General features: G+C 68.3%; 26 protein-coding genes. 15 read left to right on the forward strand and 11 right to left on the reverse strand.

The window, feature by feature from the left end; translation table 11 throughout:
- Positions 1 to 188: 188 nt before the first annotated feature.
- From BVH73_RS04130 to BVH73_RS04155, 6 genes are all read left to right on the forward strand, one after another.
- A complete protein-coding gene (locus BVH73_RS04130) occupies positions 189 to 956 on the forward strand; it encodes an ABC transporter ATP-binding protein (RefSeq protein WP_079420318.1) in 768 nt (255 codons plus the stop codon).
- A gap of 14 nt (positions 957 to 970) precedes the next feature.
- A complete protein-coding gene (locus BVH73_RS04135) occupies positions 971 to 1,732 on the forward strand; it encodes an ABC transporter ATP-binding protein (protein ID WP_169836791.1) in 762 nt (253 codons plus the stop codon).
- A gap of 36 nt (positions 1,733 to 1,768) precedes the next feature.
- A complete protein-coding gene (locus BVH73_RS04140; RefSeq protein ID WP_079416344.1) occupies positions 1,769 to 2,965 on the forward strand; it encodes an ABC transporter substrate-binding protein in 1,197 nt (398 codons plus the stop codon).
- A gap of 75 nt (positions 2,966 to 3,040) precedes the next feature.
- Positions 3,041 to 3,928 carry a branched-chain amino acid ABC transporter permease gene (locus BVH73_RS04145; RefSeq protein WP_079416346.1) on the forward strand — a complete coding sequence of 296 codons (888 nt, stop codon included), beginning with the start codon at positions 3,041 to 3,043 and terminating at the stop codon, positions 3,926 to 3,928.
- Complete coding sequence (locus BVH73_RS04150) at positions 3,925 to 4,932, forward strand: branched-chain amino acid ABC transporter permease (RefSeq protein ID WP_079416348.1); 1,008 nt, start codon at positions 3,925 to 3,927, stop codon at positions 4,930 to 4,932. The genes BVH73_RS04145 and BVH73_RS04150 overlap by 4 nt, the downstream gene beginning before the upstream one ends.
- A gap of 189 nt (positions 4,933 to 5,121) precedes the next feature.
- Positions 5,122 to 5,679: a DUF3455 domain-containing protein gene (locus BVH73_RS04155; protein ID WP_079416350.1), complete on the forward strand. Its 558-nt coding sequence runs from the start codon at positions 5,122 to 5,124 to the stop codon at positions 5,677 to 5,679.
- A 24-nt stretch (positions 5,680 to 5,703) separates the two neighbouring features.
- Here the strand turns inward: BVH73_RS04155 and BVH73_RS04160 are convergent, their stop codons facing one another.
- Entirely contained in the window at positions 5,704 to 6,639 is a 936-nt protein-coding gene (locus BVH73_RS04160) for a histone deacetylase family protein (RefSeq protein WP_079416352.1), read from the reverse strand.
- 91 nt (positions 6,640 to 6,730) lie between these two features.
- On the opposite strand from BVH73_RS04160, the gene BVH73_RS04165 reads away from it, so the two are divergent.
- The 4 genes from BVH73_RS04165 (at position 6,731) to BVH73_RS04180 (ending at position 11,418) form a co-directional block, all read left to right on the forward strand.
- Positions 6,731 to 7,654, forward strand: a complete 924-nt coding sequence (locus BVH73_RS04165) for an AAA family ATPase (protein WP_079416354.1) — start codon at positions 6,731 to 6,733, stop codon at positions 7,652 to 7,654.
- A gap of 36 nt (positions 7,655 to 7,690) precedes the next feature.
- On the forward strand, positions 7,691 to 8,788 hold the full coding sequence (locus BVH73_RS04170) for a DUF58 domain-containing protein (RefSeq protein ID WP_079416356.1): 1,098 nt from the start codon (positions 7,691 to 7,693) through the stop codon (positions 8,786 to 8,788).
- A complete protein-coding gene (locus tag BVH73_RS04175; RefSeq protein WP_079416358.1) occupies positions 8,785 to 10,863 on the forward strand; it encodes a transglutaminase TgpA family protein in 2,079 nt (692 codons plus the stop codon). Before BVH73_RS04170 ends, BVH73_RS04175 begins: the two co-directional genes overlap by 4 nt.
- Positions 10,864 to 11,202: 339 nt before the next feature.
- Positions 11,203 to 11,418: a hypothetical protein gene (locus tag BVH73_RS04180; RefSeq protein ID WP_079416360.1), complete on the forward strand. Its 216-nt coding sequence runs from the start codon at positions 11,203 to 11,205 to the stop codon at positions 11,416 to 11,418.
- 96 nt (positions 11,419 to 11,514) lie between these two features.
- On the opposite strand, the gene rpoH is transcribed toward BVH73_RS04180, so the two are convergent.
- Positions 11,515 to 12,423, reverse strand: coding sequence for an RNA polymerase sigma factor RpoH (gene rpoH / locus BVH73_RS04185; RefSeq protein ID WP_079416362.1), 909 nt, complete (start codon positions 12,421 to 12,423; stop codon positions 11,515 to 11,517).
- Positions 12,424 to 12,572: 149 nt separating this feature from the next.
- Here rpoH and BVH73_RS04190 point away from each other — a divergent pair, with 149 nt between their 5' ends.
- Positions 12,573 to 13,037, forward strand: a complete 465-nt coding sequence (locus BVH73_RS04190) for a MarR family winged helix-turn-helix transcriptional regulator (RefSeq protein WP_079416364.1) — start codon at positions 12,573 to 12,575, stop codon at positions 13,035 to 13,037.
- A gap of 33 nt (positions 13,038 to 13,070) precedes the next feature.
- The gene (locus BVH73_RS04195) at positions 13,071 to 13,466 is read left to right on the forward strand and encodes a DUF1398 domain-containing protein (protein WP_079416366.1); all 396 of its coding nucleotides are present in this window, start codon (positions 13,071 to 13,073) and stop codon (positions 13,464 to 13,466) included.
- Between the two features lie 506 nt (positions 13,467 to 13,972).
- On the opposite strand, the gene BVH73_RS04200 is transcribed toward BVH73_RS04195, so the two are convergent.
- Complete coding sequence (locus BVH73_RS04200) at positions 13,973 to 14,431, reverse strand: tetratricopeptide repeat protein (protein WP_079416368.1); 459 nt, start codon at positions 14,429 to 14,431, stop codon at positions 13,973 to 13,975.
- 76 nt (positions 14,432 to 14,507) lie between these two features.
- Entirely contained in the window at positions 14,508 to 14,930 is a 423-nt protein-coding gene (locus BVH73_RS04205; RefSeq protein WP_169836747.1) for a GNAT family N-acetyltransferase, read from the reverse strand.
- Positions 14,931 to 15,324: 394 nt separating this feature from the next.
- On the opposite strand from BVH73_RS04205, the gene BVH73_RS04210 reads away from it, so the two are divergent.
- Positions 15,325 to 15,552, forward strand: coding sequence for a SlyX family protein (locus BVH73_RS04210; RefSeq protein ID WP_079416372.1), 228 nt, complete (start codon positions 15,325 to 15,327; stop codon positions 15,550 to 15,552).
- Between the two features lie 22 nt (positions 15,553 to 15,574).
- Here BVH73_RS04210 and BVH73_RS15695 read toward each other — a convergent pair whose 3' ends face one another.
- Entirely contained in the window at positions 15,575 to 15,718 is a 144-nt protein-coding gene (locus BVH73_RS15695; RefSeq protein WP_154048419.1) for a hypothetical protein, read from the reverse strand.
- Here BVH73_RS15695 and BVH73_RS04215 point away from each other — a divergent pair.
- A complete protein-coding gene (locus BVH73_RS04215) occupies positions 15,717 to 16,001 on the forward strand; it encodes a YbeD family protein (RefSeq protein WP_079416374.1) in 285 nt (94 codons plus the stop codon). The two genes, BVH73_RS15695 and BVH73_RS04215, sit on opposite strands and share 2 nt — an antisense overlap.
- Before the next feature lie 52 nt (positions 16,002 to 16,053).
- A complete protein-coding gene (locus tag BVH73_RS04220) occupies positions 16,054 to 17,730 on the forward strand; it encodes a multicopper oxidase family protein (RefSeq protein ID WP_079416376.1) in 1,677 nt (558 codons plus the stop codon).
- 53 nt (positions 17,731 to 17,783) lie between these two features.
- Here BVH73_RS04220 and BVH73_RS04225 read toward each other — a convergent pair whose 3' ends face one another.
- The 6 genes from BVH73_RS04225 to BVH73_RS04250 all read right to left on the reverse strand — a co-directional run bounded on the left by BVH73_RS04225 (position 17,784) and on the right by BVH73_RS04250 (position 24,040).
- Positions 17,784 to 18,086 carry a hypothetical protein gene (locus tag BVH73_RS04225; protein ID WP_079416378.1) on the reverse strand — a complete coding sequence of 101 codons (303 nt, stop codon included), beginning with the start codon at positions 18,084 to 18,086 and terminating at the stop codon, positions 17,784 to 17,786.
- A 102-nt stretch (positions 18,087 to 18,188) separates the two neighbouring features.
- On the reverse strand, positions 18,189 to 19,652 hold the full coding sequence (locus BVH73_RS04230) for a BatD family protein (RefSeq protein WP_079416380.1): 1,464 nt from the start codon (positions 19,650 to 19,652) through the stop codon (positions 18,189 to 18,191).
- Complete coding sequence (locus BVH73_RS04235; RefSeq protein WP_079416382.1) at positions 19,649 to 21,433, reverse strand: vWA domain-containing protein; 1,785 nt, start codon at positions 21,431 to 21,433, stop codon at positions 19,649 to 19,651. The genes BVH73_RS04230 and BVH73_RS04235 overlap by 4 nt, the downstream gene beginning before the upstream one ends.
- The gene (locus BVH73_RS04240) at positions 21,430 to 22,563 is read right to left on the reverse strand and encodes a VWA domain-containing protein (protein ID WP_079416384.1); all 1,134 of its coding nucleotides are present in this window, start codon (positions 22,561 to 22,563) and stop codon (positions 21,430 to 21,432) included. The genes BVH73_RS04235 and BVH73_RS04240 overlap by 4 nt, the downstream gene beginning before the upstream one ends.
- Positions 22,560 to 23,042 carry a hypothetical protein gene (locus BVH73_RS04245; RefSeq protein ID WP_079416386.1) on the reverse strand — a complete coding sequence of 161 codons (483 nt, stop codon included), beginning with the start codon at positions 23,040 to 23,042 and terminating at the stop codon, positions 22,560 to 22,562. Before BVH73_RS04245 ends, BVH73_RS04240 begins: the two co-directional genes overlap by 4 nt.
- Positions 23,042 to 24,040: a DUF58 domain-containing protein gene (locus tag BVH73_RS04250; RefSeq protein WP_245800407.1), complete on the reverse strand. Its 999-nt coding sequence runs from the start codon at positions 24,038 to 24,040 to the stop codon at positions 23,042 to 23,044. The genes BVH73_RS04245 and BVH73_RS04250 overlap by 1 nt, the downstream gene beginning before the upstream one ends.
- Position 24,041 lies beyond the last annotated feature (1 nt).

Genomic DNA, 24,041 nt, shown 5'->3' on the forward strand with positions numbered 1-24,041 from the left:
CGAAATGAAGCGCACCAATGCGTGATTTACTCACCACAGTATTGAATGTAACTGTTTGTATGTTTCAATACAGAATCGCGTATTTTGTTACCAAGTCGTGCCGATCATCAGGGTTTCCACCGGGATTTGACACTTGAGCGCTCTGGGTGCGTTGCAGCAAAATGCACGCCTTCAAGGGGAACAAGCTCATGCCGAACACGGCCATATTGCGCGCAGAGGGACTGAGCAAACAGTTTTCCGGATTTGCCGCAGTTCAGAATGTCAATCTGCAGGTGAACGAGGGCGCCATCCACGCGCTCGTCGGTCCCAATGGCGCCGGCAAAACCACCTGCTTCAATTTGCTCAGCAAATTCATTACACCCACTTCAGGCGAGGTGTATTTTCAGAATCAGCCCATTACCCATCTGCAGCCGGCGGATATTGCCCGGCTCGGCATGGTGCGCTCCTTTCAGATCAGCGCCACTTTTTCTCAGATGACCCTGCTCGAAAACGTGCGAGTCGGCCTGCAGCGGCAGGCCGGGCTGTCCACCCAGTTCTGGCGCTCGACCCGGGCGCTGGATCGCCTGAATGACGAGGCGATGCAGTTTCTCGAACTGGTCGGGCTCGCCAGCCAGGCCCGCCGCGCGGCCGCCAGCCTGCCCTACGGCCATAAACGGGCGCTGGAACTCGCCACCACGCTGGCCATGAACCCCAAGCTGCTGCTGCTCGACGAGCCGACCCAGGGCCTGGGCCACGAGGACGTGCAGCAGGTGACCGAGCTCATTCGCCGCGTCGCGCAGGGGCGCACCGTCCTGATGGTCGAACACAATATGTCGGTCATCTCCAGCATCTGCGACCGCGTGACGGTCATGCAGCGCGGCCAGGTTCTGGCCGAAGGCAGTTACGACGAGGTTTCGCGCAATCCCGAGGTGATCGCCGCCTATATGGGCGAGGCCGAAGAGGAGGTGGCCACATGAGCAGCGTCGCCGACATGCCTGCCGCGATCGAAGCGGCGGCCGCAGTGCCACAGCCCCCCCACGGCAGCCCGGCGCCCGCACTGTCCATCGAGAACCTGCATGCCTGGTACGGCGAGTCGCACGTGCTGCACGGTGTGAATCTCACCGTGGCGCCGGGCGAGACGGTGTGCCTGCTCGGCCGCAACGGCGCGGGGCGCACCAGCACGCTGCGCGCCATCATGGGGCTCACCGGAAGGCGCACCGGCAGCATCCGCGTGGCGGGCACGGAAGCCATCGGACTGCCCCGCCACCGCGTGGCGCCACTGGGCGTGGGCTATTGCCCCGAGGAACGCGGCATCTTCGCCAGTCTGTCGGCGCGGGAGAACCTGTTTCTGCCGCCCAGCCTGAAGACGGGCTTTTCCGGTCTGAGCACCGACGAGATCTACGCCCTGTTCCCCAACCTCAAGGAGCGGGCCCACAGCCCGGGCACCCGGCTGTCGGGCGGCGAGCAGCAGATGCTGGCGGTGGCGCGCATTCTGCGCACCGGCGCGCGCCTGCTGCTGCTCGACGAGATTTCCGAAGGGCTGGCCCCGGTCATCGTGCAGGCCATGGGGCGGGCGATCACGGCCCTCAAACACAAAGGCTTCTCTGTTCTGCTGGTCGAGCAGAACTTCCGGTTTTCCGCCCATCTCGCCGACCGCTTTTATGTGATGGAGCGCGGTCAGATCGTCCTGGAAATCAACCGTGCGGATTTGCAGAAAAACAGAACGGCACTGCAAAACCTGCTCGGCGTCTAAGCGCGCTCGACAGCGCAAACTCTTTAGGAGACTCCCATGAAACTCAAGACTCTCGCCTCTGCCCTCACTCTGGCCCTGGGCACGCTGACCTCGGCCAGCGCCGCCGAGCCTCCCGTCAAGATCGGCTTCATCACCGATCTGTCGGGCGTTTACTCCGCCGTGGACGGCCCCGGCGGCGTGGCCGCCATCAAGATGGCCATCGCCGACTTCGGCGGCAGCGTGCTGGGCCGCAAGATCGAGCTGGTGAGCTTCGATCACCAGAACAAGGCCGATCTGGCCGCGGGCAAGGCCAAGGAGTACCTGTCGCAAGACGGCGTGAACATGCTCATCGGCGGCACCAACAGCGGCACCGCGCTGGCCATGGAACCCATTGCCGCGCAATACAAGACCCCGTTCTTCGTGGTCGGCGCGGGCGCGTCGAGCATCGTCGGCAAGCAGTGCACGCCCTACACCGTCATGTACGCCTACAACACCACCGCGCTGGCGCGCGGCACCGCCAGCGCGGTGATCAAGAATGGTGGCAAGAGCTGGTACTTCCTCACCGCCGACTATGCCTTCGGCAAGTCGCTTGAAGACGAAGGCGCCAAGGTCGTGAAGGCCGATGGCGGCACCGTGGTCGGCCAGGTGCTCGCGCCGCTGGGCGCGTCGGACTTCTCGTCCTACCTGCTGCAGGCCCAGGCGTCCAAGGCCCAGGTGCTCGGGCTGGCCAACGCCGGCGGCGACTCCGACAACGCGATCAAGCAGGCCAACCAGTTCGGCGTGACCAAGACCATGAAGCTCGCCGGACTGCTGCTGTTCATCACCGACATCCACAGCGTCGGCCTGCCGGCCGCGCAGGGCCTGTACCTGACCACGCCGTGGTACTGGAACCAGAACGCCCAGTCGCGCGCCTGGGCCGAACGCTACTTCAAGGAAATGCACGCCATGCCGACCTTCCTGCAGGCTGGCGACTATTCCGCGACGATGACCTATCTGAAGGCCGTGAAGGCCGCGGGCACGACCGATGGCGCCAAGGTCATGGCCGAGCTGCACAAGACCAAGGTCAACGACATGTACATGAAGGACGGCACCCTGCGCGCGAGCGGCCTGATGATCCACGACATGTACCTGGAGCAGGTCAAGACCCCGGCGGAATCGAAAGAGCCCTGGGACTATTACAAGCTGGTGCAGACCATCCCCGGCAATGACGCCTTCGGCCCGGCGTCCGCCTACGGCTGCCCGCTGGACAAGTAAAAGGCGATGCCCGTCTGCGTCGCGCGCGGCGAGGCGCAGACGGCTTCATCCGTGGTCTGATGTGCGAGGTTACGCTTGACTGAATTGTTCGGTTTCCCCCTGCCCCTGCTGCTTGGGCAACTCATGCTGGGCCTGGTGAATGGCGCCTTCTACGCCATGCTCTCGCTCGGGCTGGCCGTGATCTTCGGCCTGATGGACGTGGTCAATTTCGCCCATGGCGCGTTTTTCATGATGGGCGCGATGTTCACCTGGATGGGCGGCCAATACCTGCATCTCAATTTCTGGTGGATGCTGCTGTTCGCGCCCCTGCTCGTCGGCCTGTTCGGCATCGGTGTGGAGCGCGTCGCGCTACGGCGGCTGCGCGGCATCGATCCGATCTACGGTCTGCTGCTGACCTTCGGCCTCACCCTGCTGATCGAAGGCGTGTTCCGCTCGTTCTTCGGCGTGGCCGGCGCTCCCTACAACCCGCCTGAACTGCTCAGCGCCACGCTGAATCTGGGCTTCATGTTCCTGCCCGCGTACTACCTCTTCGCGGTGGCGGCCAGCCTGCTGGTGAGCATCGGCACCTGGCTGCTGATCGACCGCACCAAGCTGGGCGCCTATCTGCGCGCGGGCACCGAGAACCCGGCGCTGATCCAGGCCTTCGGCGTGAACTTCCCGCGCATGGTCATGCTGACCTTCGGTTTCGGCTCGGCCCTGGCGGGATTGGCCGGCGTGCTGGCGGCGCCCGTCATCCAGGTCTCGCCGCTGATGGGTTCCAACCTCATCATCGTGGTGTTCGCCATCGTGGTCATCGGCGGCATGGGCTCGGTGCTGGGCGCCATCGTCTCAGGTCTGGCGCTGGGCTTGATCGAGGGGCTGGCCAAGGTGTTCTATTCGCCCATCTCCAGCACCGTGGTCTTCATTCTGATGGCGCTGGTGCTGACCCTGCGGCCCGCGGGCCTGTTCGGCAAGGAGAAATGAACATGCTCGCACGCACCCGTCTGTCGAACAGGCTGTCCAGCGGCCTGCTGTGGGCCTTGCTAGCGCTCGCGCTGATCGCGCCCTGGATCGGCCTCTATCCGGTGCTGGGCATGCGCATGATGTGCTTTGCGCTGTTTGCCTGCGCCTTCAATCTGCTGGCGGGCTACGCCGGCCTGATCTCGTTCGGCCATGCCGCGCTGTTCGGCGGCGCCGGCTATCTCACCGGCATGGCGCTCACCACCTGGGGCTGGCCCACGCCGCTGGGCATCGTCGCCGGGGTGGCCACCGCGCTGCTGATCGGCCTGGTGATGGGGCTGCTCGCCGTGCGGCGCTCGGGGATCTACTTTTCGATGATCACCCTGGCGCTGGCGCAGATCGTCTATTTCTACGCGTTGCAGGCCAATTTCACCGGCGGTGAAGACGGCTTGCAGGGCATTCCGCGCGGCACGCTGTTCGGGCTGCCGCTGCAATCCGACCGGGTGATGTATTACCTGGTGCTGGTGGTGTTCGTCGCGAGCTGGTGGTTTCTTCGCCGGGTGGTGAATTCGCCCTTCGGGCAGGTGCTGCAGGCCGTGCGGGAGAATGAGCCGCGGGCCATTTCCCTGGGCTACCGCGTCAACCGCTACAAGCTCGGCGTGTTTCTGATTTCGGCCGGTTTCGCCGGTCTGGCAGGCGCGATGAAGGCCGTGGTCATGGGCTTCGAGACGCTCACGGACGTGCACTGGAGCACTTCGGGGCTGGTCATTCTGATGACCCTGGTGGGCGGCCTGGGCACGGATCTCGGCCCCATTCTCGGCGCCGTCCTCATCACCGTGCTCGAAGAAAAGATGGGCACGATCTCGCATGTCCTGGTGAAGGTGACCGGGATCGACTGGTTTCACCAGCTCAACGATTCGGTGAGCATGGTGATCGGCGCCATCTTCGTGCTCTGCGTGCTGCTGTTCCGCCGCGGCATCGTGGGCGAAATCCGCGCCCGGCTGCTGCTCAACAAGATCTCGCCTTAAGGCCACGTTGAGCGAGCGCCCCCGAGCGGCCACTTGGCGCGGCGGGGGCGCCGACCTTGCGGGAGTTGCGCACTTCATATGTAACTATTTGTAATGTTTTTATATAAATGAATCCGATAGTTGGGGCGCTGCGTAGACCTCATCAGCCCATCGCCATGGGCTGACCTTCCCTCAACTGATCTGGAGAACATGATGAAGCAACACTCAATGGCCCGTCGGCTGCGCAAGGCCGCCCTCGCTTCCTTCCTCGTCGCGGTCGCGCTGCCCCAGGCGGCGATGGCCACGCCAGCGGGCGCTGGCGCCGAGGGCGTGCAGGTTCCGGCCGGTCAACAGCTCATGCTCGAAACCGTCGGCCGCGGCCTGATCACCTACGAATGCCGCGCCAAGAAGGACGCCGCGGGTCAGTTCGAGTGGGGCTTTCTGGGTCCGGATGCCGTCTTGACCGATCGGGGCGGCAAGAGCGTCGGGCGCTACTTCGGCCCGCCCGCCACCTGGGAACATGCCGATGGCTCCAAGGTGACGGGCACCCAGCTCGCCACCGCCCCTGCGGGCGCCGGCAATATTCCGCTGCAACTGGTCAAAACCAACCCGGCCATGGGCAAGGGCGCGATGAGCGAGGTGAGCTACATCCAGCGCATGGCCACCCAGGGCGGCGTGGCGCCGGCGCAGGCCTGCACCGCCGACAACCTGGGCCAGAAGACGCAGGTGCAGTACCAGGCCGACTACCTGTTCTATCGCAGCGTGTGAGCGCGGCGCGGTCTGGGCGGCTCGTCAGCCGTCCAGACCGGCGAGAACCCGGATGTGCTCGGCCACGCTGCGGCCGAGCGCGTCCAGGTTGTAGCCGCCTTCGAGGCAGGAGACGATGCGCCCTTCGCACTGGGCCTCGGCAAAGTCCGCGAGCTGCCGGGTGACCCAGGCATAGTCGGCTTCCACCAGGCCCATCTGCCCCATGTCGTCCTCGCGATGAGCATCGAAACCGGCGCTGATGAACAACATCTGCGGCGCGAAGGCCCGCAGACGCGGCAGCCACTGCTCGGTGACGATGCGGCGCACCGCGTCGCCCCGGGTGTAGGCCGGCACCGGCACGTTGAGCATATTGGGCAGGCTTCCTTCAGCCCCGGAGTACGGGTAGAACGGGTGCTGGAAAAAACTCACCATCAAGGCCCGCGCATCGCCGCGAAAGATGTCCTGGGTGCCGTTGCCGTGATGCACGTCGAAATCGACGATGGCCACGCGCTCCAGCCCGCGCACGTCGAGGGCGTGACGCGCGGCAATGGCGACGTTGCCGAAAAAGCAGAAGCCCATGGCCTGGTCGCGGGTGGCGTGGTGACCGGGCGGGCGAATGGCGCAGAACGCGTTGTGCAGATGCCCGTCGATCACCGCATCGGTGGCGCTGATGGCCGCTCCGGCGGCGCGCAGCGCGGCCTGCCAGGTGTACGGGTTCATCAGGGTGTCAGCATCGATCCACTCATGGCCCTGCTCGAAATCACCGCGCTGCTTCAGGTCGGCGACGTACAGCGCCGAATGGGCGCGCTCCAGCGCCTCGAGGCTGGCGGGCGGCGCGTCGTCGTGGCGCTCCAGCCAGGGCGCGATCTGCGCGGCGATCAGCCTGTCCTCGATGGCGGCCAGGCGCTGCGGGCACTCGGGGTGATCCGCCCCCATCTCGTGCAGGGTGCAGTCGGCATGGGTGTAGAAGCCAGTCGTCATGGTGTTTGTCTCCTGCGGCTTGCCCCCGAAACCTGCGTGCGGGCGCCGCGCTCGTAGCATAGTGCGCTGTATCCCCACTGCCTCGCTGCCCGTGAAAACCCACGCCCTGACGCCCTTGCTTGACCAGCTCGACACCATCATCAAAGGCAAACGCCCGCAGATCGAGCTCGCCGTGTGCTGCCTGCTGGCCAGCGGCCATCTGCTCATCGAGGACCTGCCCGGCGTGGGCAAGACCACGCTGGCCCACGCCCTGGCCGCCACGCTGGGCCTGCAATACGTCCGCGCGCAGTTCACGGCCGATCTCATGCCCGGCGATCTGCTGGGCATCTCGGTGTTCGACCGCAACCGCAGCGAGTTCATCTTCCATCCGGGCCCGGTGTTTTCGCAGGTGCTGCTGGCCGACGAGATCAACCGCGCCGGCCCCAAGGTGCAAAGCGCCCTGCTCGAAGCCATGGAGGAGCGCCAGGTCAGCGTGGACGGACAGACGCGCCGCCTGCCCGAGCCGTTTTTCGTCATCGCCACCCAAAACCCGTTCGACCAGCTCGGCACCTACGCCCTGCCCGAGTCGCAGCTCGACCGCTTTCTGCTGTGCATCTCCCTGGGCTACCCCAGCCGCGCCGCCGAGCGGGCCCTGCTCGAAGGGCGCGACCGGCGCGAACTCATCGCCGCACTGCAGCCGGTGCTCACGCCGGCGATGCTGACCGAACTGCAACGCCAGGTGCAGGCCGTGCATGCCGCCCCGGCTCTGCTCGACTATGTACAGGAGCTGCTCACGCAGACCCGCAACGGGCGCTGGTTCGTCGAAGGCCTGAGTCCGCGCGCGGGCCTGGGCCTGCTGCGCGCGGCGCGCGCCTGGGCCCTGCTGCAGGGGCGCGACTATCTCATCCCCGACGATGTGCAGCAGGTGCTGCCCGCCGTGGCGGGGCACCGCCTGCGCACGCCCGACAGCCCCGCGGTCAACCGCGTCGCCTCGCTGCAGGCGGTGCGCGCGCTCATCGAACAGGTCGCGGTGTAAGCCCGGCCCGTTGTGCCCTTGCCCCCGGTCGCGGCCATGTCGTCCTCCGTCGATTCCGCCCTGCCCTCGCCTACGGCGCAGCCCGGCCCGCGCGGCCGTCTGGCGCAGCGCTTCGACCGCTGGGCGCTGGCGCGTCATCCAGCCGGCGGCAGCACCCGGCTGACGCATCGCAACGTCTACATCCTGCCCACCCGCACGGGCGCGTTCTTCGGCGTCTTGCTGCTGGTGCTGCTGGTGCTGAGCATCAACTACCAGCTCAATCTCGGCTATCTGCTCACCTTCCTGCTCGCCGGCAGCGCGATGATGGCCATGCATGTCACGCACAACAATCTGCGGGGCCTGCAGCTCGCCGCGCGCGCGCCCGAAGGCCTGCTGCACCAGGGCCAGAGCGCCCGCCTGGGCCTGATGCTACAAGGCGGCGCACGCGATCGCTGGGGTCTGGCGCTGCGCCCGGCGGGCGCCCCGCCGACCATGGCCCAAGCCCCCGCCAAGCGCCGCGCCAGGGCCCCGGCACCGCCCTACCCCTGGACTTATGTCGACTGCGGCCGGGAGGCCGAAACCCCCGTGACACTGAGCTGGACGCCGCTGCACCGCGGCCTGCTGACCTGGCCGCTGCTCACCGTCGAGAGCCAGTACCCGCTGGGCGTCTGGACGGCCTGGAGCCGCTGGCAGCCGCAAGGCGAGTTGCTCGTTCTGCCCGCCGTGGAGCACCCCGCCCCCCCGCTGCCGCCCGCCCGGCCCACGCCCGGCAACGGCCCCACCGTGTCGCGCGGTGGCAGCGAGACCGAGGGTGTGCGCCCCTGGCGCGCCGGAGACTCGCTGCGACAGGTGCTGTGGAAGAAGTTCGCCCGCAGCGACGATCTCGTCAGCCGCGACACCGCCCAGCCGCAGGCCCGCGCCGAACTGTGGCTGGACTTCGCCGCCCTGCCCGCCTCGCTCGACACCGAAGCCCGGCTGTCGCGGCTGTGCGCCTGGGTGCTCGCCGCCGATCGCGCGGGCACGCCCTACGGTCTGCGACTGGGAGCGCAACATCTCGCACCCGCCACCGGCGCGGCGCACCGTGCCGCCTGCCTGCGGCTGCTGGCGCTGCATCCCGGGCCGTTGCGGCAAAGCCGATCTGGCGTCGTGCCATGAGCCCCGACGCTGCGCAGCCCTCCCGGCTCGCCCGCTGGACCCAGCGTACGCAAGCGCTGCCCCGCGACGCGCGCGACACGCTGTTCCTGCTCGCCGTGTCGCTGCTGCTGATGCTGCCTCTGTTCATCCACCTGCCGGGGTGGACGAGCGCGCTGGTGCTCGGTCTTCTGGCCTGGCGCGCCGCGTTGGCCTGGCGCGGCGCGCCACTGCCCCGACGCGCGCTGATCGTGCTCATTCTGCTGTTGGCCGTCGCCCTCACGCTCTGGGAGTTTCACACGCTGCTCGGCCGCGATGCCGGCGTTGCCCTGCTGTGCGTGCTGCTCGGGTTGAAGACGCTGGAGATGCGCTCGCGGCGCGATGCCCATGTGTTGTTCTTCCTTGGCTTTTTCACCATCGCGGCCAATTTCCTGTTCTCGCAATCGCTGGGCACGGCCCTGGTCATGGTGCTGGCCACCTGGGGCATGCTGGCGGCACTGGTCAACGCCAACCTGCCCGCCGGACGGCCGCCGCTGCGCCAGATCCTGATGAGCGCGCTGCGCATGATGGCGCTGGGCGCGCCCGCGATGGTCGTGCTGTTCATGGTGTTTCCGCGCCTGAGCGCGCCGCTGTGGGCCTTGCCGCAAAGCGGCGCCCAGGCCATCACCGGGCTGTCGGCCAGCCTGTCGCCAGGCCAGATCGCCGAGCTGGCGCGCGACGACTCGGTCGCCTTCCGCGTGGTGTTCGACGGCCCCCGCCCGCCCGACCGCGAGCTGTACTGGCGCGGGCCGGTGCTGAGCACATTCGACAACGGCGTGTGGCTGCCCAGCCCTGGGCAGCGCGCCCGCGCCGCGCTCGCGCCGCCTGCCGATCTGCAATTCACCGGACGGCCTGTGCGCTACACCGTCACCCTGCAGCCCACGCAGCAGCCCTTCGTCTTCGCTCTGGACGCCCCCGTCGCCGCGCCCCGCATCGAAGGGCAGCAGGTGCAATGGCTGCCCGATCTGCAACTCATCACCGGGCGGCCGCTCGACCATCTTGCACGCTATACCGTCGAATCGTCGCCGCAGTTCCGCTACGGGCCGACCCGGCTCACCCCCGCCCTGCGCGCCGACGAAGCCTTGCCCGCGGACTTCGATCCGCGCAGCGTGGCCCTGGGCGAGCAACTGGCCGCGCAGGCCAGGGCGGCCGGGCGCGGCGGCGGTTTCGTCGCCCAGGCGCTGCTGAGCCGGTTTCGCAACCAGCCCTTCCGCTACACCCTCAACCCTGGCACCTACGGCCTGCGCGACGGCGTGGACGAATTTCTCTTCGACCGCCGCGCCGGCTTTTGCGAGCACTATGCGCAGGCCTTCGTGGTGGTGATGCGCGCCGCCGGCATTCCCGCACGCATCGTCACCGGCTACCAGGGCGGGCGCTTCAACCCGGTGGACGACACCTGGGTGGTGCGCCAGAGCGACGCCCACGCCTGGGCCGAATACTGGCTGCCCGAACGCGGCTGGGTGCGCGCCGACCCCACCGCCGCGGTCGACCCCGCGCGCATCGACCGCAGCGGCGCCACCCTCGCCTCGCGCGAGCCGCTGCTGGGCATGGCCGCGCTGGGTCCGCGCGATGCCGCACTTCTGCTGCAACTGCGCAACCGCTGGGACGCCCTCAACAATGCCTGGAACCAGTGGGTACTCCACTACGGCAGCAACCGTCAGCAGGATCTGCTGCGCAAGCTCGGCCTGCAGCAGCCCGACATGGCCACTCTGGCCGCGCTGGCCATTGCCGCCTTGCTCGTGGCCACGGCCGCGGGCGGGGCGATTCTGGCGCTTGAACGCCGCAGGCAGGACCCGTGGAGCCAGACCTACGCTCTGCTGCGCGCCAAGCTGCAGCAATCCGGCATCGACAGCGAAGCCTCCACGCCGCCCCGCACCCTGGCCGCGCGGCTCAGGCGCGTGCAGACCAGTGGCGACACCGTGTCGCTGCAGGCCCTGCAATCGGCCATCACCCTGCTGCTCCAGCTCGAACTCTGGCGCTACGCCCCGCCCCGCGATGCCGGAGAGCGCAAAACGCAATGGGCCACGCTGCGGCACGCCGTGCGCCGCTGGCGGGCCTGACTCCTGACTCCTGTCCGGCCTGGCCCTGTCGTGGATGGGCGACAGGTCTGCCGCCTGCGGACAGGGGTGCCGCCGCTGGCCCTGCCCACCTCTTTGTCGGCGATCGGAGACAAAAAAGAGACTGGTAAATCAAGGACTCTGGCCATCTCGCGCACAACCGTCGCCCGGGGCAGACAGTCTCAGGCCGCTCAATCCCGCATCAAGCCCCACAACGCTCCTGATGCCTCCCCTGGATGGCGGTAGATTGTTGATTTGATGGATTTTTTACACCTTGGCACATCGATTGCTGTAAGAGACCTGCGGGCACCAAGCCCGAGTCACTGAAACAAGGAGTTTGATATGCATTCAACTGCCCCCCTTTCCTCCCGCAAGATCGCTCAAACCCTGGCCGCCGCCCTGCTCGTGGCCTCTGCCGGCATGACCAGCGCCTACGCGGCCGAGCAGGCGGCCCAGCCTGCGCCTTCCAAGGCCATGTGCGAAAAGGAAGCCAAGGCTCAGGGCCTGTCTGGCGAGAAGGAAAAGGCCTTCGTCGATCAGTGCATGCACGGCGGCTAAAGCCTGAACCTGGGCGAGACCTCGCGCCGTCCCGAGTGGTCTTGCCCCAGAAAAAAAGCCCGTCTTGCGACGGGCTTTTTTGGGCCTGCCTGAGGATCAGGCAAACGCCGCCAGCGATTTGCGCATCTTCTTCATGGCCGCCACTTCGATCTGGCGGATCCGCTCGGCCGACACCCCATATTCGGCGGCCAGTTCGTGCAGCGTCTTGCCGCCGCTGCCGTCGTCGGCCACTTGCAGCCAGCGCTGCTCGACGATGGCGCGGCTGCGCGCATCGAGCTGCTCGAGTGCGCTTTCGAGCCCTTCGATCTGCAGCCGGTCGTGGCTGCGCGCCTCGAGCACGGCCACCGGCTCCCGGGTGGTATCGGCCAGGTAGGCAATGGGCGCGTAGCTCTCTTCGCCGTCTTCCACCGTGGGATCGAGCGCGATGTCGGCGCCGCCCATGCGGCTTTCCATCTCGATCACGTCTTCGCGCTTGACCGACAGCGCCTGCGCCATCTCGTCGATCTGCGCCTCGTTCATGCCGGCGTTGGCCGTCTTCATCGAGCGCAGGTTGAAGAACAGCTTGCGCTGCGCCTTGGTCGTGGCCACCTTCACCAGCCGCCAGTTGCGCAGGATGTACTCGTGAATCTCGGCCTTGATCCAGTGCAGGGCGTAGCTCACCAGCCGCACCCCGTGTTCAGGATCGAAACGCTTGACCGCCTTCATCAGGCCGATATTGCCCTCTTGAATGAGGTCGGCATGCGGCAGGCCGTAGCCCAGATATTGCCGCGCCGTGGACACCACCAGCCGCAGGTGCGACAGCACCAGCTTGCCCGCAGCGTCCTTGTCGCCCTGCTCGCGCCAGGTCCGCGCCAGACGCGCCTCTTCTTCCGCGCTGAGCATGGGCAGACGGTTGACGGCGCTGATGTAGGCGTCCAGATTGCCCAGACTGGGCAAGGCGAGCGGAAACGCGCCATCGACCTGGGCCGGGCGCAGGGCAAGTGCGGCTGACTGGGTATGGGTCATGGATGGAATCCTCCTGTGGTTGCTGATATTAGCACTCACAGGTAGAGAGTGCTAAGGCCGGAAAGTTCCCTCTTCACGGCGCGAATGCCGTGCCGCTTGACACAGGTTTCCTTGGAAACTATCCTGCCTGCGTTTCCAGGGAAACTCACATGACCGCCACCCCTTCCATGCCCACGCCGCTCGAAGCCCATCTGGGCTTCTGGCTTCGCTTCGTATCCAATCATGTCTCCCTGCGGTTTCAACAGCTTTTGGAGGCCGAAGGCCTCAAGGTCACCGAATGGGTGGCCCTGCGCACCCTTTGGGATGAGACACAGACCCGCCACGCCGCCTTGATCCAGGCACTCGGCATGACCAAAGGCGCCGCCTCCAAAGTCATCAGCCGTCTCGAAGCCAAGGGCCTGGTTGAGAGGCCATGGGCCAGCGGGCGCGTTCGCGAGCAATTGCTGAGCCTCACCGCCAAGGGCCGGGCTCTAGTGCCCCACCTGGCCGACCTGGCCGATGCCAACGACCGACATTTCTTCGCCCACCTCCTGCCAGAAGAACGTCAGGCCCTGATGGATGCCATGCAGGCCCTGGTCAGACACCACCAGCTCAAGGCAGTGCCGACGAACTGACCGCCCACACCCCACGAACAGAAAGGAATCACCATGAACGAACAGGCCCGCACAGTCATCCAAGCTACCTTCGACGCTTCCAACCAGGGAACGATCGCCTTCGGCGAGGTGATCCGACAGCTCACGGGCGTAGAGGTCGAGTCGTATCACGTCGACTACCGCGCCGGGCGCGCCACCTATGTCCTGCCGGAAGGCGACCCGCTGGACCTGGCCTTTGAACGACCTGCCCGCCCCATTGCGCCAGCTCTCGACGGCGACGCCCTACGGAACACCATTCTGGCAGCCCAGCAAGGCAAGGTGATGTATCCCGAATTCAAGCGCCTCTCACAGGCCGCGGGTTGCATCGGCTATACGGTCTGGCTCGCAGGCCGACAGGTCACCTACTACGGACGCAAGGGCGAAACGCATATCGAGCGCTTTCCCGATTGAGCTGGATGGATTGAATTCGGAAGACAGGCAGCCATGCCGCTGCGCACTGCTCGATGTCGATTGATCCGGCACATTGAAGTTGAAACAGCGCCCCACCCCGACCCTCCCCACAAGTGGAGAGGGAGAGAACACGCCTCCCCCACGACGCGGGGGAGGTTGGGAGCGGAAGGACGCCCACCCCGACCCTCCCCACAAGTGGAGAGGGAGAGAACACGCCTCCCCCACGACGCGGGGGAGGTTGGGAGCGGAAGGACGCCCACCCCGACCCTCCCCACAAGTGGAGAGGGAGAGAACACGCCTCCCCCACGACGCGGGGGAGGTTGGGAGCGGAAGGACGCCCACCCCGACCACTCCTCACAAGTGGAGAGGGAGCCAACACGCCTCCCCCACGACGTGGGGGAGGTTGGTAGGGGGAAAGGCCCTTGCCTGGCCTCGCCCATGACCCGTTCAGACTGCTCCATCCCGGATCAATAGGGCCTCTTCGCGTGCCAAAAAGACCAAGCCCCTTATTTTTCTTCGCTGGGCAGTCGCCGCCGGTTGCGCATCACCCCGAAGACCAGATAGCCCGAAATCAGCACGAACAGCGCCGCCAGCGCGGCCTGCCCGTAGCCCGCAAACCCGGCGGGGTTTTTCCACCGGTGTTGCAGCACCTCGTTGGCCAGCGCCTGCGACTGCGCCTCGGGCGCGAAGCTCAAGGTGGGATCGAGACGCCGCGCCAGCTCCAGCTCCTGTTCGGCGAGGGGCCACTTGCCCTCTGCAGCCAGCAGACGCGCCTCCAGATAATGCGCCCGCGCCGAATGGGGCTGATCCGCCAGCACCTGCGCCATGACGTGATCGGCCTGCGTCAGATGGCCCGCATCCAACAAGGCAGTCGCCTGATCGAGCGTCGCGGCCTGCGCGGCGCTCAAGCTCAGCGCGAAGGTCACGAACAGGGCGGCGAGAAACTTTGATGGGACGGTTGACATGGAAGGAAAGGGAAGGCTGATGAACAGATGGGTTTTCTACCGTATGACTAGATACTAGACCTGACGCCATATCGTCTCAGAGCGCGACGCGTAATTGAATTTCGTGCAGGGGATGACCAGTTAGCTTCGTGTTGATGCGGGACGTACCCGTTTCAGCAAAGCCAAAACGCTTGTAGAGGCTGCGCGCACGGTTATTCCCCTCGATACACCAGAGTTCAAGGCACCTGCCGCGTTTTGCTCTTGCATCCTGGAAGGCGACCTCGACAAGTGCTGCGCCATACCCACGGCGCCAATAGGCTGGCATGACATTGACGGCCCAAAGCTCGACCGTTTCGCTAGGGGCCTCGTATCGCGGCAATCCAAGAAGCGAGAAAGCCACAACATCGCCCTCAGAATCGATAACTCTCGTCACTTGACACGGCGTAGCAGCAGCCAACTGTGCCCGAAGTTGTGAAAGCCCGGTATTGGGGTCAAGCGCGTCAAGAAAGATGTCTGGCATGAAACCTACATACGCAGTTTTCCATGCATAGACCCGCACCCGACCAATCGACTCAGCGTCCTCGGGTTGAGCCAAACGGCTTGCCTGGTGTTGAAACATTAGCGCTCACTCACGCGCGGCGACTTGATGCTTGAACATCTGGAACTCCTCAGCTTCGATTCCCAAGCGGCCGAATCTCGGGGACTAGTTCTTTCTGGCTGATAACCAGATTTAGCGTAGTGGAAGGAACTGCTGCAGCAAAGACGCCAGCACCATAAATGTGTAAAGAGGTGAAAGCCGCCGAAGCACAGTCTGTTGGCTCCGGTTGATGGCATGCTGGAGTTGGCCAGGACTCGACAGTTGCTTGCAGAACTTTGCTCCAATGCCCCAACGCCTTCCCAACCCTTGAATCGCCATGAGCCCTGCCCCGATTGATCCCGAACTGGATGCCCGCCTGATTCGCCTGGAGGAAAAGTTCGGCTTTGCGGAAGACCTGCTCGACACCCTCAACGCCCTGGTGGCCAGGCAGCAGGAGCAGATTGCGCACTTGATGCGCGAGGTGGTGCAGTTGCAGCGGCAACGCGCGGAGGAGCCATCGGCCCATCCGCCCAGTCTTTGGGACGAGTTGCCGCCGCATTACTGAGCGCCACAGGACGGGGCGTGGGTCAGTACAGGCGGCCGTCGCGGTGACCGAACACGCGCTTGCCGCCCACGTCGAGCAGTTGCAGATCGACATCGGGCCACACCAGCTGGTCGCGCGCGCCCGACCGGATAATGCCAACTCGGTCCTCTTCTCTTTTTCCTGCCATGAATCCGATCTCCATGCCGCCCGGCGATGAAAGCCTGATCGTCTATCCAAGCGACTTCCCCATCAAGATCATGGGCGCCAATGTCGACGGTTTCGCCGACGCGATGGCCGCCGTGGTGCTGCAACACGCGCCCGACTTCGACCCAGCCACCATGGAACTGCGCCCCTCCAGCGGTCGCAACTACCTGAGCTGTACCTGCACCATCCGCGCCACCAGCCGCGCCCAGCTCGACGACCTCTACCGCGCGCTCACCAGCCATCCGATGGTGAAAGTGGTGCTCTGACGCAGGCCGTATCGCCGGGCTCTGGCCCGCCCCATCCTTTGACAGAACCCTCATGAAACGCGCCACCCAAAGCCCTGACACCTCCGTTTCAGCCGCGCCGATCAAGACCACGCGCCGCGCCTTCCTGGGCGCAGGGCTGGCCGGTGTCTCGGCCGCGATGGCGGCCACCGCAGGCGCCCAGACCATGCCCGGCATGGACATGGGATCGATGCACGACATGCACCCTGCGCCAGCCGCACCGAAGCCAGCGTCGGCCACCCGGCCAGGCGCGTTCAAGCGGCCCCTGGCCATTCCGCCGGAGCTGCGTGGCGAGTTGCAGGCCGATGGGGTGAGGGCCTACGCGCTGCGCATGCAGGCCGGGCAGAGCCAGCTGGTCGCCTCGGTGAACACGCCGACCTGGGGTTACAACGGCGGCTTTCTCGGACCTGCCCTGCGGATTCCGCGCGGACGGCCTGTGGCGCTCACCGTGGCCAACGGGCTGGATCAGACCAGCACCACCCACTGGCACGGCGCGCATGTGCCGGGCGCGATGGACGGCGGCCCCCACGCCCCCACCGCCCCGGGCGCCAGCCAGCGTTCGGCGTTCACGCTGGACCAGCCCGCGGCCACGCTCTGGTATCACCCGCATCCCGACATGCGCACGGGCGCCCATGTCTGGGCGGGCATGGCCGGACTGCTGCTGGTGGACGACGGGCTCGACGCCCGGCTGGGTCTGCCGCATGTCTGGGGCGTTGACGACATTCCCCTCATCCTGCAGGACCGTCGCCTCGACGCCCAGGGACGGCTGGTCTACATGACCGAGGGCATGAGCGACATGATGGGCATGAAGGGCGACCGCTTTCTGGTCAACGGCCGGGAGCAGCCCTTCGCCGCCCTGCCCGCGCAGCGCGTGCGGCTGCGGCTGCTCAATGCCTCGAACGCCCGCGTCTACAACATGGAGCGGTCCGACCAGCGCCCGTTCCACATGATTGCCAGCGACGCCGGGCTGCTGCCCCGGCCCGTGGAGATGCGCGCGCTGCTGCTGGCGCCGGCCGAGCGCGCCGAGATCGTGCTCGACCTGCGCGGCATGCAGGGCAAGACGCTGGTGCTGCGCAGCAACTCCGCGCCGGTCGTGCCCGATCTGGGCAGCTCCATGGGGGATTCGGACGCGTTCGACCACAGCGGCTTCGACCTGCTGCAGATCCGCGTGACCGCGCCCAACGCGCGCCCGGGCCGTCTGCCCGCGCAGCTCGCCGCGGTGGACACCCTGAAGCCGACCCGCCCGCAGCCGCGCCCGTTCAGTCTTCAGGGCATGTCGGGCTCGATGAACGGCATGGGTGGCATGGGTGGCATGGGTGGCGCCGCCGCGCTGGCCGGCCCTGGCGGCATGAGCCTGGGAACCGGCGGCGAGCGCATGTTTTCCATCAACCATCAATACATGGACATGGCGGTGATCAATCAGCAGATCCGCCGTGGCGACACCGAGATCTGGGAGGTCAGCAACGACGCCGAGATGGCGCATCCCTTCCATGTGCACGGCACCTCGTTCCAGATCCTCGCGCGCAACGGGGCGCCCCCGCCCGAACATGAACGCGGCTGGAAAGACGTGGTGCTGCTGCGCCGAAACGAGACGGTGCGCCTGATCATGCACTTCGGCCAACCGGCAGGCGTCCATCATCCCTACATGTATCACTGCCACATCCTCGAACACGAGGACAACGGCATGATGGGCCAGTTCACGGTGGTGTGAAGCGGCGCGGCCGCTGCCTGCGCCCGCCACCGCAGGAAAGATTGCAGCCGACTCTAGAACCGCGAACAGGACGCGCCGCGGAAGTTCTCGCGCACGCCGCTGATGTCGGGGCTGTGTTTGGCGGCATCGAGAATGCGCTGTGCCACGTCGCGCGGGGTGTTGTTGGGGAAGGTGATTTCGAGATAGCCGAAGTTCACCACCCGGTAGCTCACGTAGTCGCTCGCATCGAAGTCGAACAGAATCTGGTCCATCGCGTCTTCGGCACGGCTGGAGGCGCTCTGCGCCTGCGCGGATGGCATGGCCAGAGCGGCCACGCAAAGGCTGGCAGCGGCCAGCGTGAATGTCCAGGGTTTCATGGCGGCTCCTCCGTGTTGGATGACGCCTGGTGGATTGTGAACCATGCCCCTGCCCGGCCTCCCCACCAATTGAGGGGTCTCGGCCGCGCGGCGGCATTCGCCTCAGCGGCGTTGGCGCAGCGCCTCATGCACGGCTGCGGCCAGTGCGGCAAGGTCGGAGTGGGAGACATTCCCAGGCGGAGCGAGGTAGAGCATGTGCTGCAGACGTTCGGCATGGCGGCGCAGGGCGTGCGTTTCGGGCACGTCGGCGGCTTGCAGCCAGTCCTGCAGGGTGGCCGCGGCGGGCGCCGCAGCGCGGGTCGGCACCTTGAGCCAGGCGCGCAGCAGGGCCGTGGGCGTGTCGGCCCGCGCCACGGCGCGCCAGGCGGCACGGCGCGCCCGGCGACGACACGCCTGGCAAACGGCTGCGCGCAATCCGAAGAGCAGACCGAGCACGCCAGCCGCACCGAGCAGGCCGAGGGCCAGATGACGCATGCGCAGATCGTCCACCTGCATCGCGGGGGGCTGCCAGCGGGCGGTGGCGGGCAACTCGGTGCGCGGGTCGAAATAGTCCAGACGCAGCGCCGGGGCCTGCAGCCGCCCGGCCGACTGCGGCCGCAGATAGAGGTCGATGTCCCAGCCATCGCCGTCGCTGGCGGGGGTGTCGTTGGCGCGGCGCACTTGCGCACCTGCCATGCCGAAGGCGGGCGGCAGCGCGGCGGTCCAGGCGTTCACCAGGCGCAAGGCCTGGGCGCGGTCGAGACCGGGCGACGACAGCCGCAGCCGCCACACGCCGGTCTGGCCCAGACGCAGCGCCGTCGAGGCTTGCAGAACCTGCACATGCGGCGCCCCGATCAGGCCATCGGCCGGCCACCATAGCGGCAGCGCCCACGCGTCGAACTGCAGCGGCGGCGGGGCGTACACCCGCAGTTGGCCGAAGGCGCGTGCGCGCACCAGACCGAAATCCACCGTCACCGCCCCGGCCTGCAGGGGCAGCACCTGCCAGGCGAAGACCTGCACGAGCTGGGCGGTGCCGTCGATGACTTCGGTGCGCGTGCTCTCGTCCAGCGGCACCAGCCGCGCCTGGGCGCTGCGCGCAGGCGGCGTGGTCCACGCCAGATTGCCCGCGCCGATGACCCAAAGCTCGACCCGCAGCGGTTGCAGCGCGTAGGGATGGACCGGTCGCATCTGGGTGCGCCATTGCAGCGGCGCCTCGCCCGCCGCGGCGGGCGCCACGTCCAGGCTCTGCGCCGGGCAGCGGGCGCTGCCGGCCCGCACCTCGGGCAGGGTCAAGCGCCCGCTGCGCAAGGCAATGAGGGTCAACGCGGCGCTCTGCTCGCGATGCCCCGCGGCGTCGCTGCCGCTGGCGCCCTGCTGCTCGGTGAGCAGCCATTCCGGGCGCAGACTGGCGGCGCTGAAATCGGGCAGGGGCTGCGCCGTGTCGCGCGCGGTAAGCGTCCAGGTCAGCGGGCGTCCGAGCACGGGCGTGGCGCTGTCCACCCGGCATTGCAGCGTGCCCTGCGCCGCCGCCCATGCGGCGAAGGCCGACAGCGCAAGCCCGACGGCGGCGCGCACCCACCGCGTCATGGCGCATCTCCTGCGGCCGCGCGGGTATCGAGGGCGGCGCGCTGCGCCAGCAGTTCGGCGCGGGCGTCGTCGAGCAGTTGCACCCGCTTGTCGGCACCCGCCCAGTCGAGCTCGGGTGGCTGCCAGGCCGCTTTTGCGACCGCGGCGCCGGCCGTGGCCGTGGCGCTCAGGCGACCCTGGGCCGGCAGGGCCTCGCCCTGCTGCAACGGTGCCGAAGCCTGCGCGGGCGGGCGATGCCGAAGCTGGGACGGCGTGTCGGACGTCTGCTGCCCGAAGCGGGAATGGTGGAGGGCCGGTGCGCGCTTGGCGATGCCCACGAGATAGCTCGGCGGGTGGGCGATGTCGTAGGCGCGCTGGGCGAGTCGGGCGTTGCGCAGCGCCCGGGCGTCATCCGGGCGCAGACGCAGCGCCGCCTCGAAGGCCTGGACCGCTTCGCGCGATTTTCCGGGCAGATGCAGCGTGGCATTGCCCAGGTCGTAGAAGGCCGCGAAACGCTGCGACGGCGTGTCGGCCCGCAGCAAGGCGCGATGGAAGGCCCGGGCCGCGAGCTGATACTGCCTTTGCCGATAGGCGGCCGCGCCCTCGCCCATGCGTGCGGCATAGCCCGGCAGGGCGGCGTAGCGTTGCTGGGCCTCGGCGTAGCGCCCGCGCTGCCAGGCCGACCAGGCCAACGCTTCTTGTTGCCCGATGCTTTGCGGCGACATCGCCTCGGCGGCGCGAGCAGGGGGCGCCTGCGACAGCACCGAGCCGACGCACAGCGCCGCGAACAGCAGCCCGGACGTCCCCCGGCTGCGCGGCCAGACCGACACCAGCAACACGATCAGGGCGGGCAACAGGAACAGGCCATAGAGCTCGCGCCAGCCGGTGACGATCGGCGCGGCACTCTGGCTCACCGGCAGACGGGCGAGGCCCTGCGCATACAGGCGGCGCCAGGCGCCCGCGCCGGTCTGGCCGGGCTGCACCGCGTCCCAGTCGCCGCCGCTGGCCTGGGCCAAGGCGCGCAGCGTGCGGGTCGTCTCAGGGGACAGGCCAGGCAGTGCCAGACCGTAAAGCGGCAGATGCGCGGCGCGCAGCATGCGGCCGAGCACGGCCACATCGATGTCCGGCGGCAGTGCCATGCCCGGGCCCGCCATGAGCAGCAAGGCGCCGGGCTCGCCCTCGCCCTGCTGCCGCAGGCGCTGACGCGCGAGGTCGAGCAGACCGGACAGCGAGGCGCCCGCGCCGTCCACCGCCAGCATCTGCGGCCGGGCCTGGTCGGCCGCCTGCGCGAACAGCGCCGCATCGTTCGTCGGGGGTAGCAACTGCGCCACCCCCATCGCGGCGCCGGGGCGGGCTGCCCCATAGGCCATGAGCCCCAGACGCTCGCCGCGCAGCTCGGGCCAGAGCGCGGCCAGCAGCAGCCGTTGCTGCTCCAGCGCCGAAAGCGGCGCGTCGTTGGGTGCGGCGCTGGCATCCATCAACACCATCACGGCGATGCGGTGCAGCCCGCCAGACCCGGTCGTCGCCTCGGCCTGCGGCTGGCGCGGACCCGCGGCGGCCAGCGCCAGCAGCGCCCACAGCAAGGTGTCGCGCGCAAGACCGACCCAGACCGTGCGGGAGGGCGTCCGCACGGTGGCGAACGGCAGCAGCTCGGCATCGGCGTAGCCCAGCGCGGCGTTACGCGCGGCCCGCGCACGGCCAAGCCGCCCAACGGCCAGCCCCAGTGGCACCAGCAGAAGCAGCAGCGCCCAGGGCCGCGACCAGAACCACGGCTGGGTCCACAGGGCATCCCAGAGGGTCACGGCGCGGTCCTCCTCGCCGCGTCTGCCGCCTCGGCAACATGGCCCGCGACCTCCGCGCGGCCGCGGCGGTGCAGGCGGCGCAACGCCCCCGGACCGATGGCGGCCAGCAGAAGCAGCACCACCCCGAGCAGCAGCGGCACGATGTAGAGCGGCTGCACCGCACGCCGGGTGGGCGGCGGGTGCAGCCTGGGATTGAGCGCGCCGATGTCGCGCACCGCCGTCTGCTGCGCCCCGGCGCTGGCGGCGAAGTAAAAGCGTCCGCCCGTGGCCTGGGCGATGAGGCGCAGATCGGGCTGCGGACCGGCGTAGGCGGGCACGGTGTAGGGCTGGCCCGCATCGGGCGCGGTGCCGACCTCCACGGTGTAGATGCGCACGCCCAGATGCCGCGCCAGCGCGACGGCGTCGGCCGGACTGATCTGGCCGGCATTGCTCACGCCGCCATCGGTGTAGAGGATGATGATGGGCTGCAAGCGCTCCACGGTAGCCCGGGCCTCCGCGAGGTCGCCCTGCCCCGCCGGTGGCCGGCTCACCTGGCGCAGGGCCAGGGCGATGGCGTCGCCCAGCGCGGTATCGGGGCCGAGCTGCCCCACGGCGAGCAGACCCGCCATCTGCCCGGCGGCGCGGGCGTCGAAGGTGGGCGGCAGCAGCGTGGCGGCATGGCTGCCGAAAGCCACGAGGGCGAAGCGGTCGCCCCGGCGCGCCTGGGCGAAGTCGGCGAACACGCGCTGGGCCACCGCGAGCCGGCTCGCGGGCTTGCCGTTCCACTGCACATCGTGCAGGCCCATGGTGAGCGAGGTGTCGAGCAGCACCACGATGTCGCGGCCTTCGGGCGCGGCAGCGATCCAGCCCCCCAGTCGCTGCGGCTGGGCCAGCGCCAGCACCAGGGCCACGATCGCCAGCGCGTGCAGCACCGGCGCCCACAGCGCACGCCGAGTGGGGGCACGGGCCTGTAGCAGGCCCTGCAGATCGGGATGCAGCCATTGCAGGCCGACCGGATCGGTCTGCACGCGCCCGCGCCACGCCGCCACCAGCGGCAGCGCGGCCAGGGGCAGCAGAACGAAGGCCAGCGGCTGCGCCCACACCAGCTCGCCGAGCCAGGCGACGAACGACGCGTCCGGATGCAGGCTCATGGCGCCTCCAGCGCGGCGGCGCGCAGCGTCTGCACGAAACGGCGCTGCGCCCGGGCGGGCGACCACCAGGCCGCGCGCGCCGCGCGTGCGCTCGCGCGCTCCACGCCAAGCGCGATCAGCCGCAGCCGCGCCGCATCGGGCCGGGGCGCAAAGCGCAGATCGTCGAGGGGCGTGCGCATCGTCTGCGGCCAATCGCTTTCGGGCCACTGCTCACGCAAGGCGGCCGCAAGCTGGGTGGCGGCGGATGCGGTGGCCGCGCTTTCTGCGGTGGCCGCGCTATCGGTTCGCACCGCGTGGGCCTGGCGCTGCAGCCGCGTCCAGACCCTTGTGCGACGCCAGGCCAGCACGCCCCATGCGACGAACAGCAGCGCAGCCGCCAGCGCCCATCCGGCCCACGGCATCTGCCACCACGGCAGCGGCGGCAGGGGCGCCGGGGGCTGCGGCGGAAGAATGTCGGCCAGTGCCGCAAGGCGGTCCATCACGCCTCCAGCGCGCGCAGCCGCTGCAGCACCGCGTGGTCGGACTCACTCACCCCGGCGGCGACGCAGCGCAAGCCGCGCGAGCGCCACCGGGCCAGACGGGCCTCATGGTGTCGCGCCGCGCGTTCGGCGAACTGCGACCCGGCGGCGCCCTGCAGTCGGCCCGACTGATGATGGGCCAGATCGACGAAATCGGCGGCCTCCAGCACGGCCCGCCGCGGCAGCACGGTCTCGACCGGATCGCGCACTTCGAGCAGCAGCACCTCGGCGCGGCTGCACAGCGACCACAGCGCAGCGTCGCACTCGGGCGACTCCCAACCCGCGCCGTCGCTGGCCATCAGCACCCGCGAACCCTCGGGCAGACTGCGCAGGAGAACCTGCGCCCAGGCCTCGAAGCCGCCGTCGGCGGGCTGCCGCCGCCCCATCGGGCGCGGCGGCACGACAAGCTCGGCCTGCAGCCGCAGCGCCAGGCGCTGCAGAGCCTTCTGGCCGCGGCCGAGGGCAACGTCGTGCACGGTGTCGCGCCACACGCTCAAGGTCATCGGGCCACTGGCGCCTTCCGCGGCCAACGCGTAGGCCGAGGCAGCCAGCAGCGCCATGCGGGCCGCCTGCTCGGCCTTGGTACGGCCGCGCGTGCCGAAGGCCATGCCCGGCCGCAGATCGAGCAGCAGATGCAGCGCGGTGGCCTGTTCCTCATGGTGCAACTTGACGTAGGGCCGCCCGGTGCGGGCGAGCAGCCGCCAATGCAGATCGCGCAGATCGTCACCGGGCTGGTAGGCGCGGCTCTCGGCATAGTCGAGTCCACGGCCCTTCCAGACTGACATCGCCTCGCCTGACGTCTGCCGCGGCACGGGCCGCGTCGGCTGCGCCATGCGCAGGCCGCGCGCCAGGGCGATGAGCCGCGCGGCGTCGTCCGGCTGCAGCAAGGGCCGTGGCCGCGCCGCAGGGAGCATGCCTTCTGCGACCTGACGCCAGGGCAGCATCGGCATGGTGCTCATG

It is taken from the genome of Thiomonas intermedia (genome assembly GCF_002028405.1).
In the GTDB taxonomy this organism is placed as follows: domain Bacteria; phylum Pseudomonadota; class Gammaproteobacteria; order Burkholderiales; family Burkholderiaceae_C; genus Thiomonas; species Thiomonas intermedia.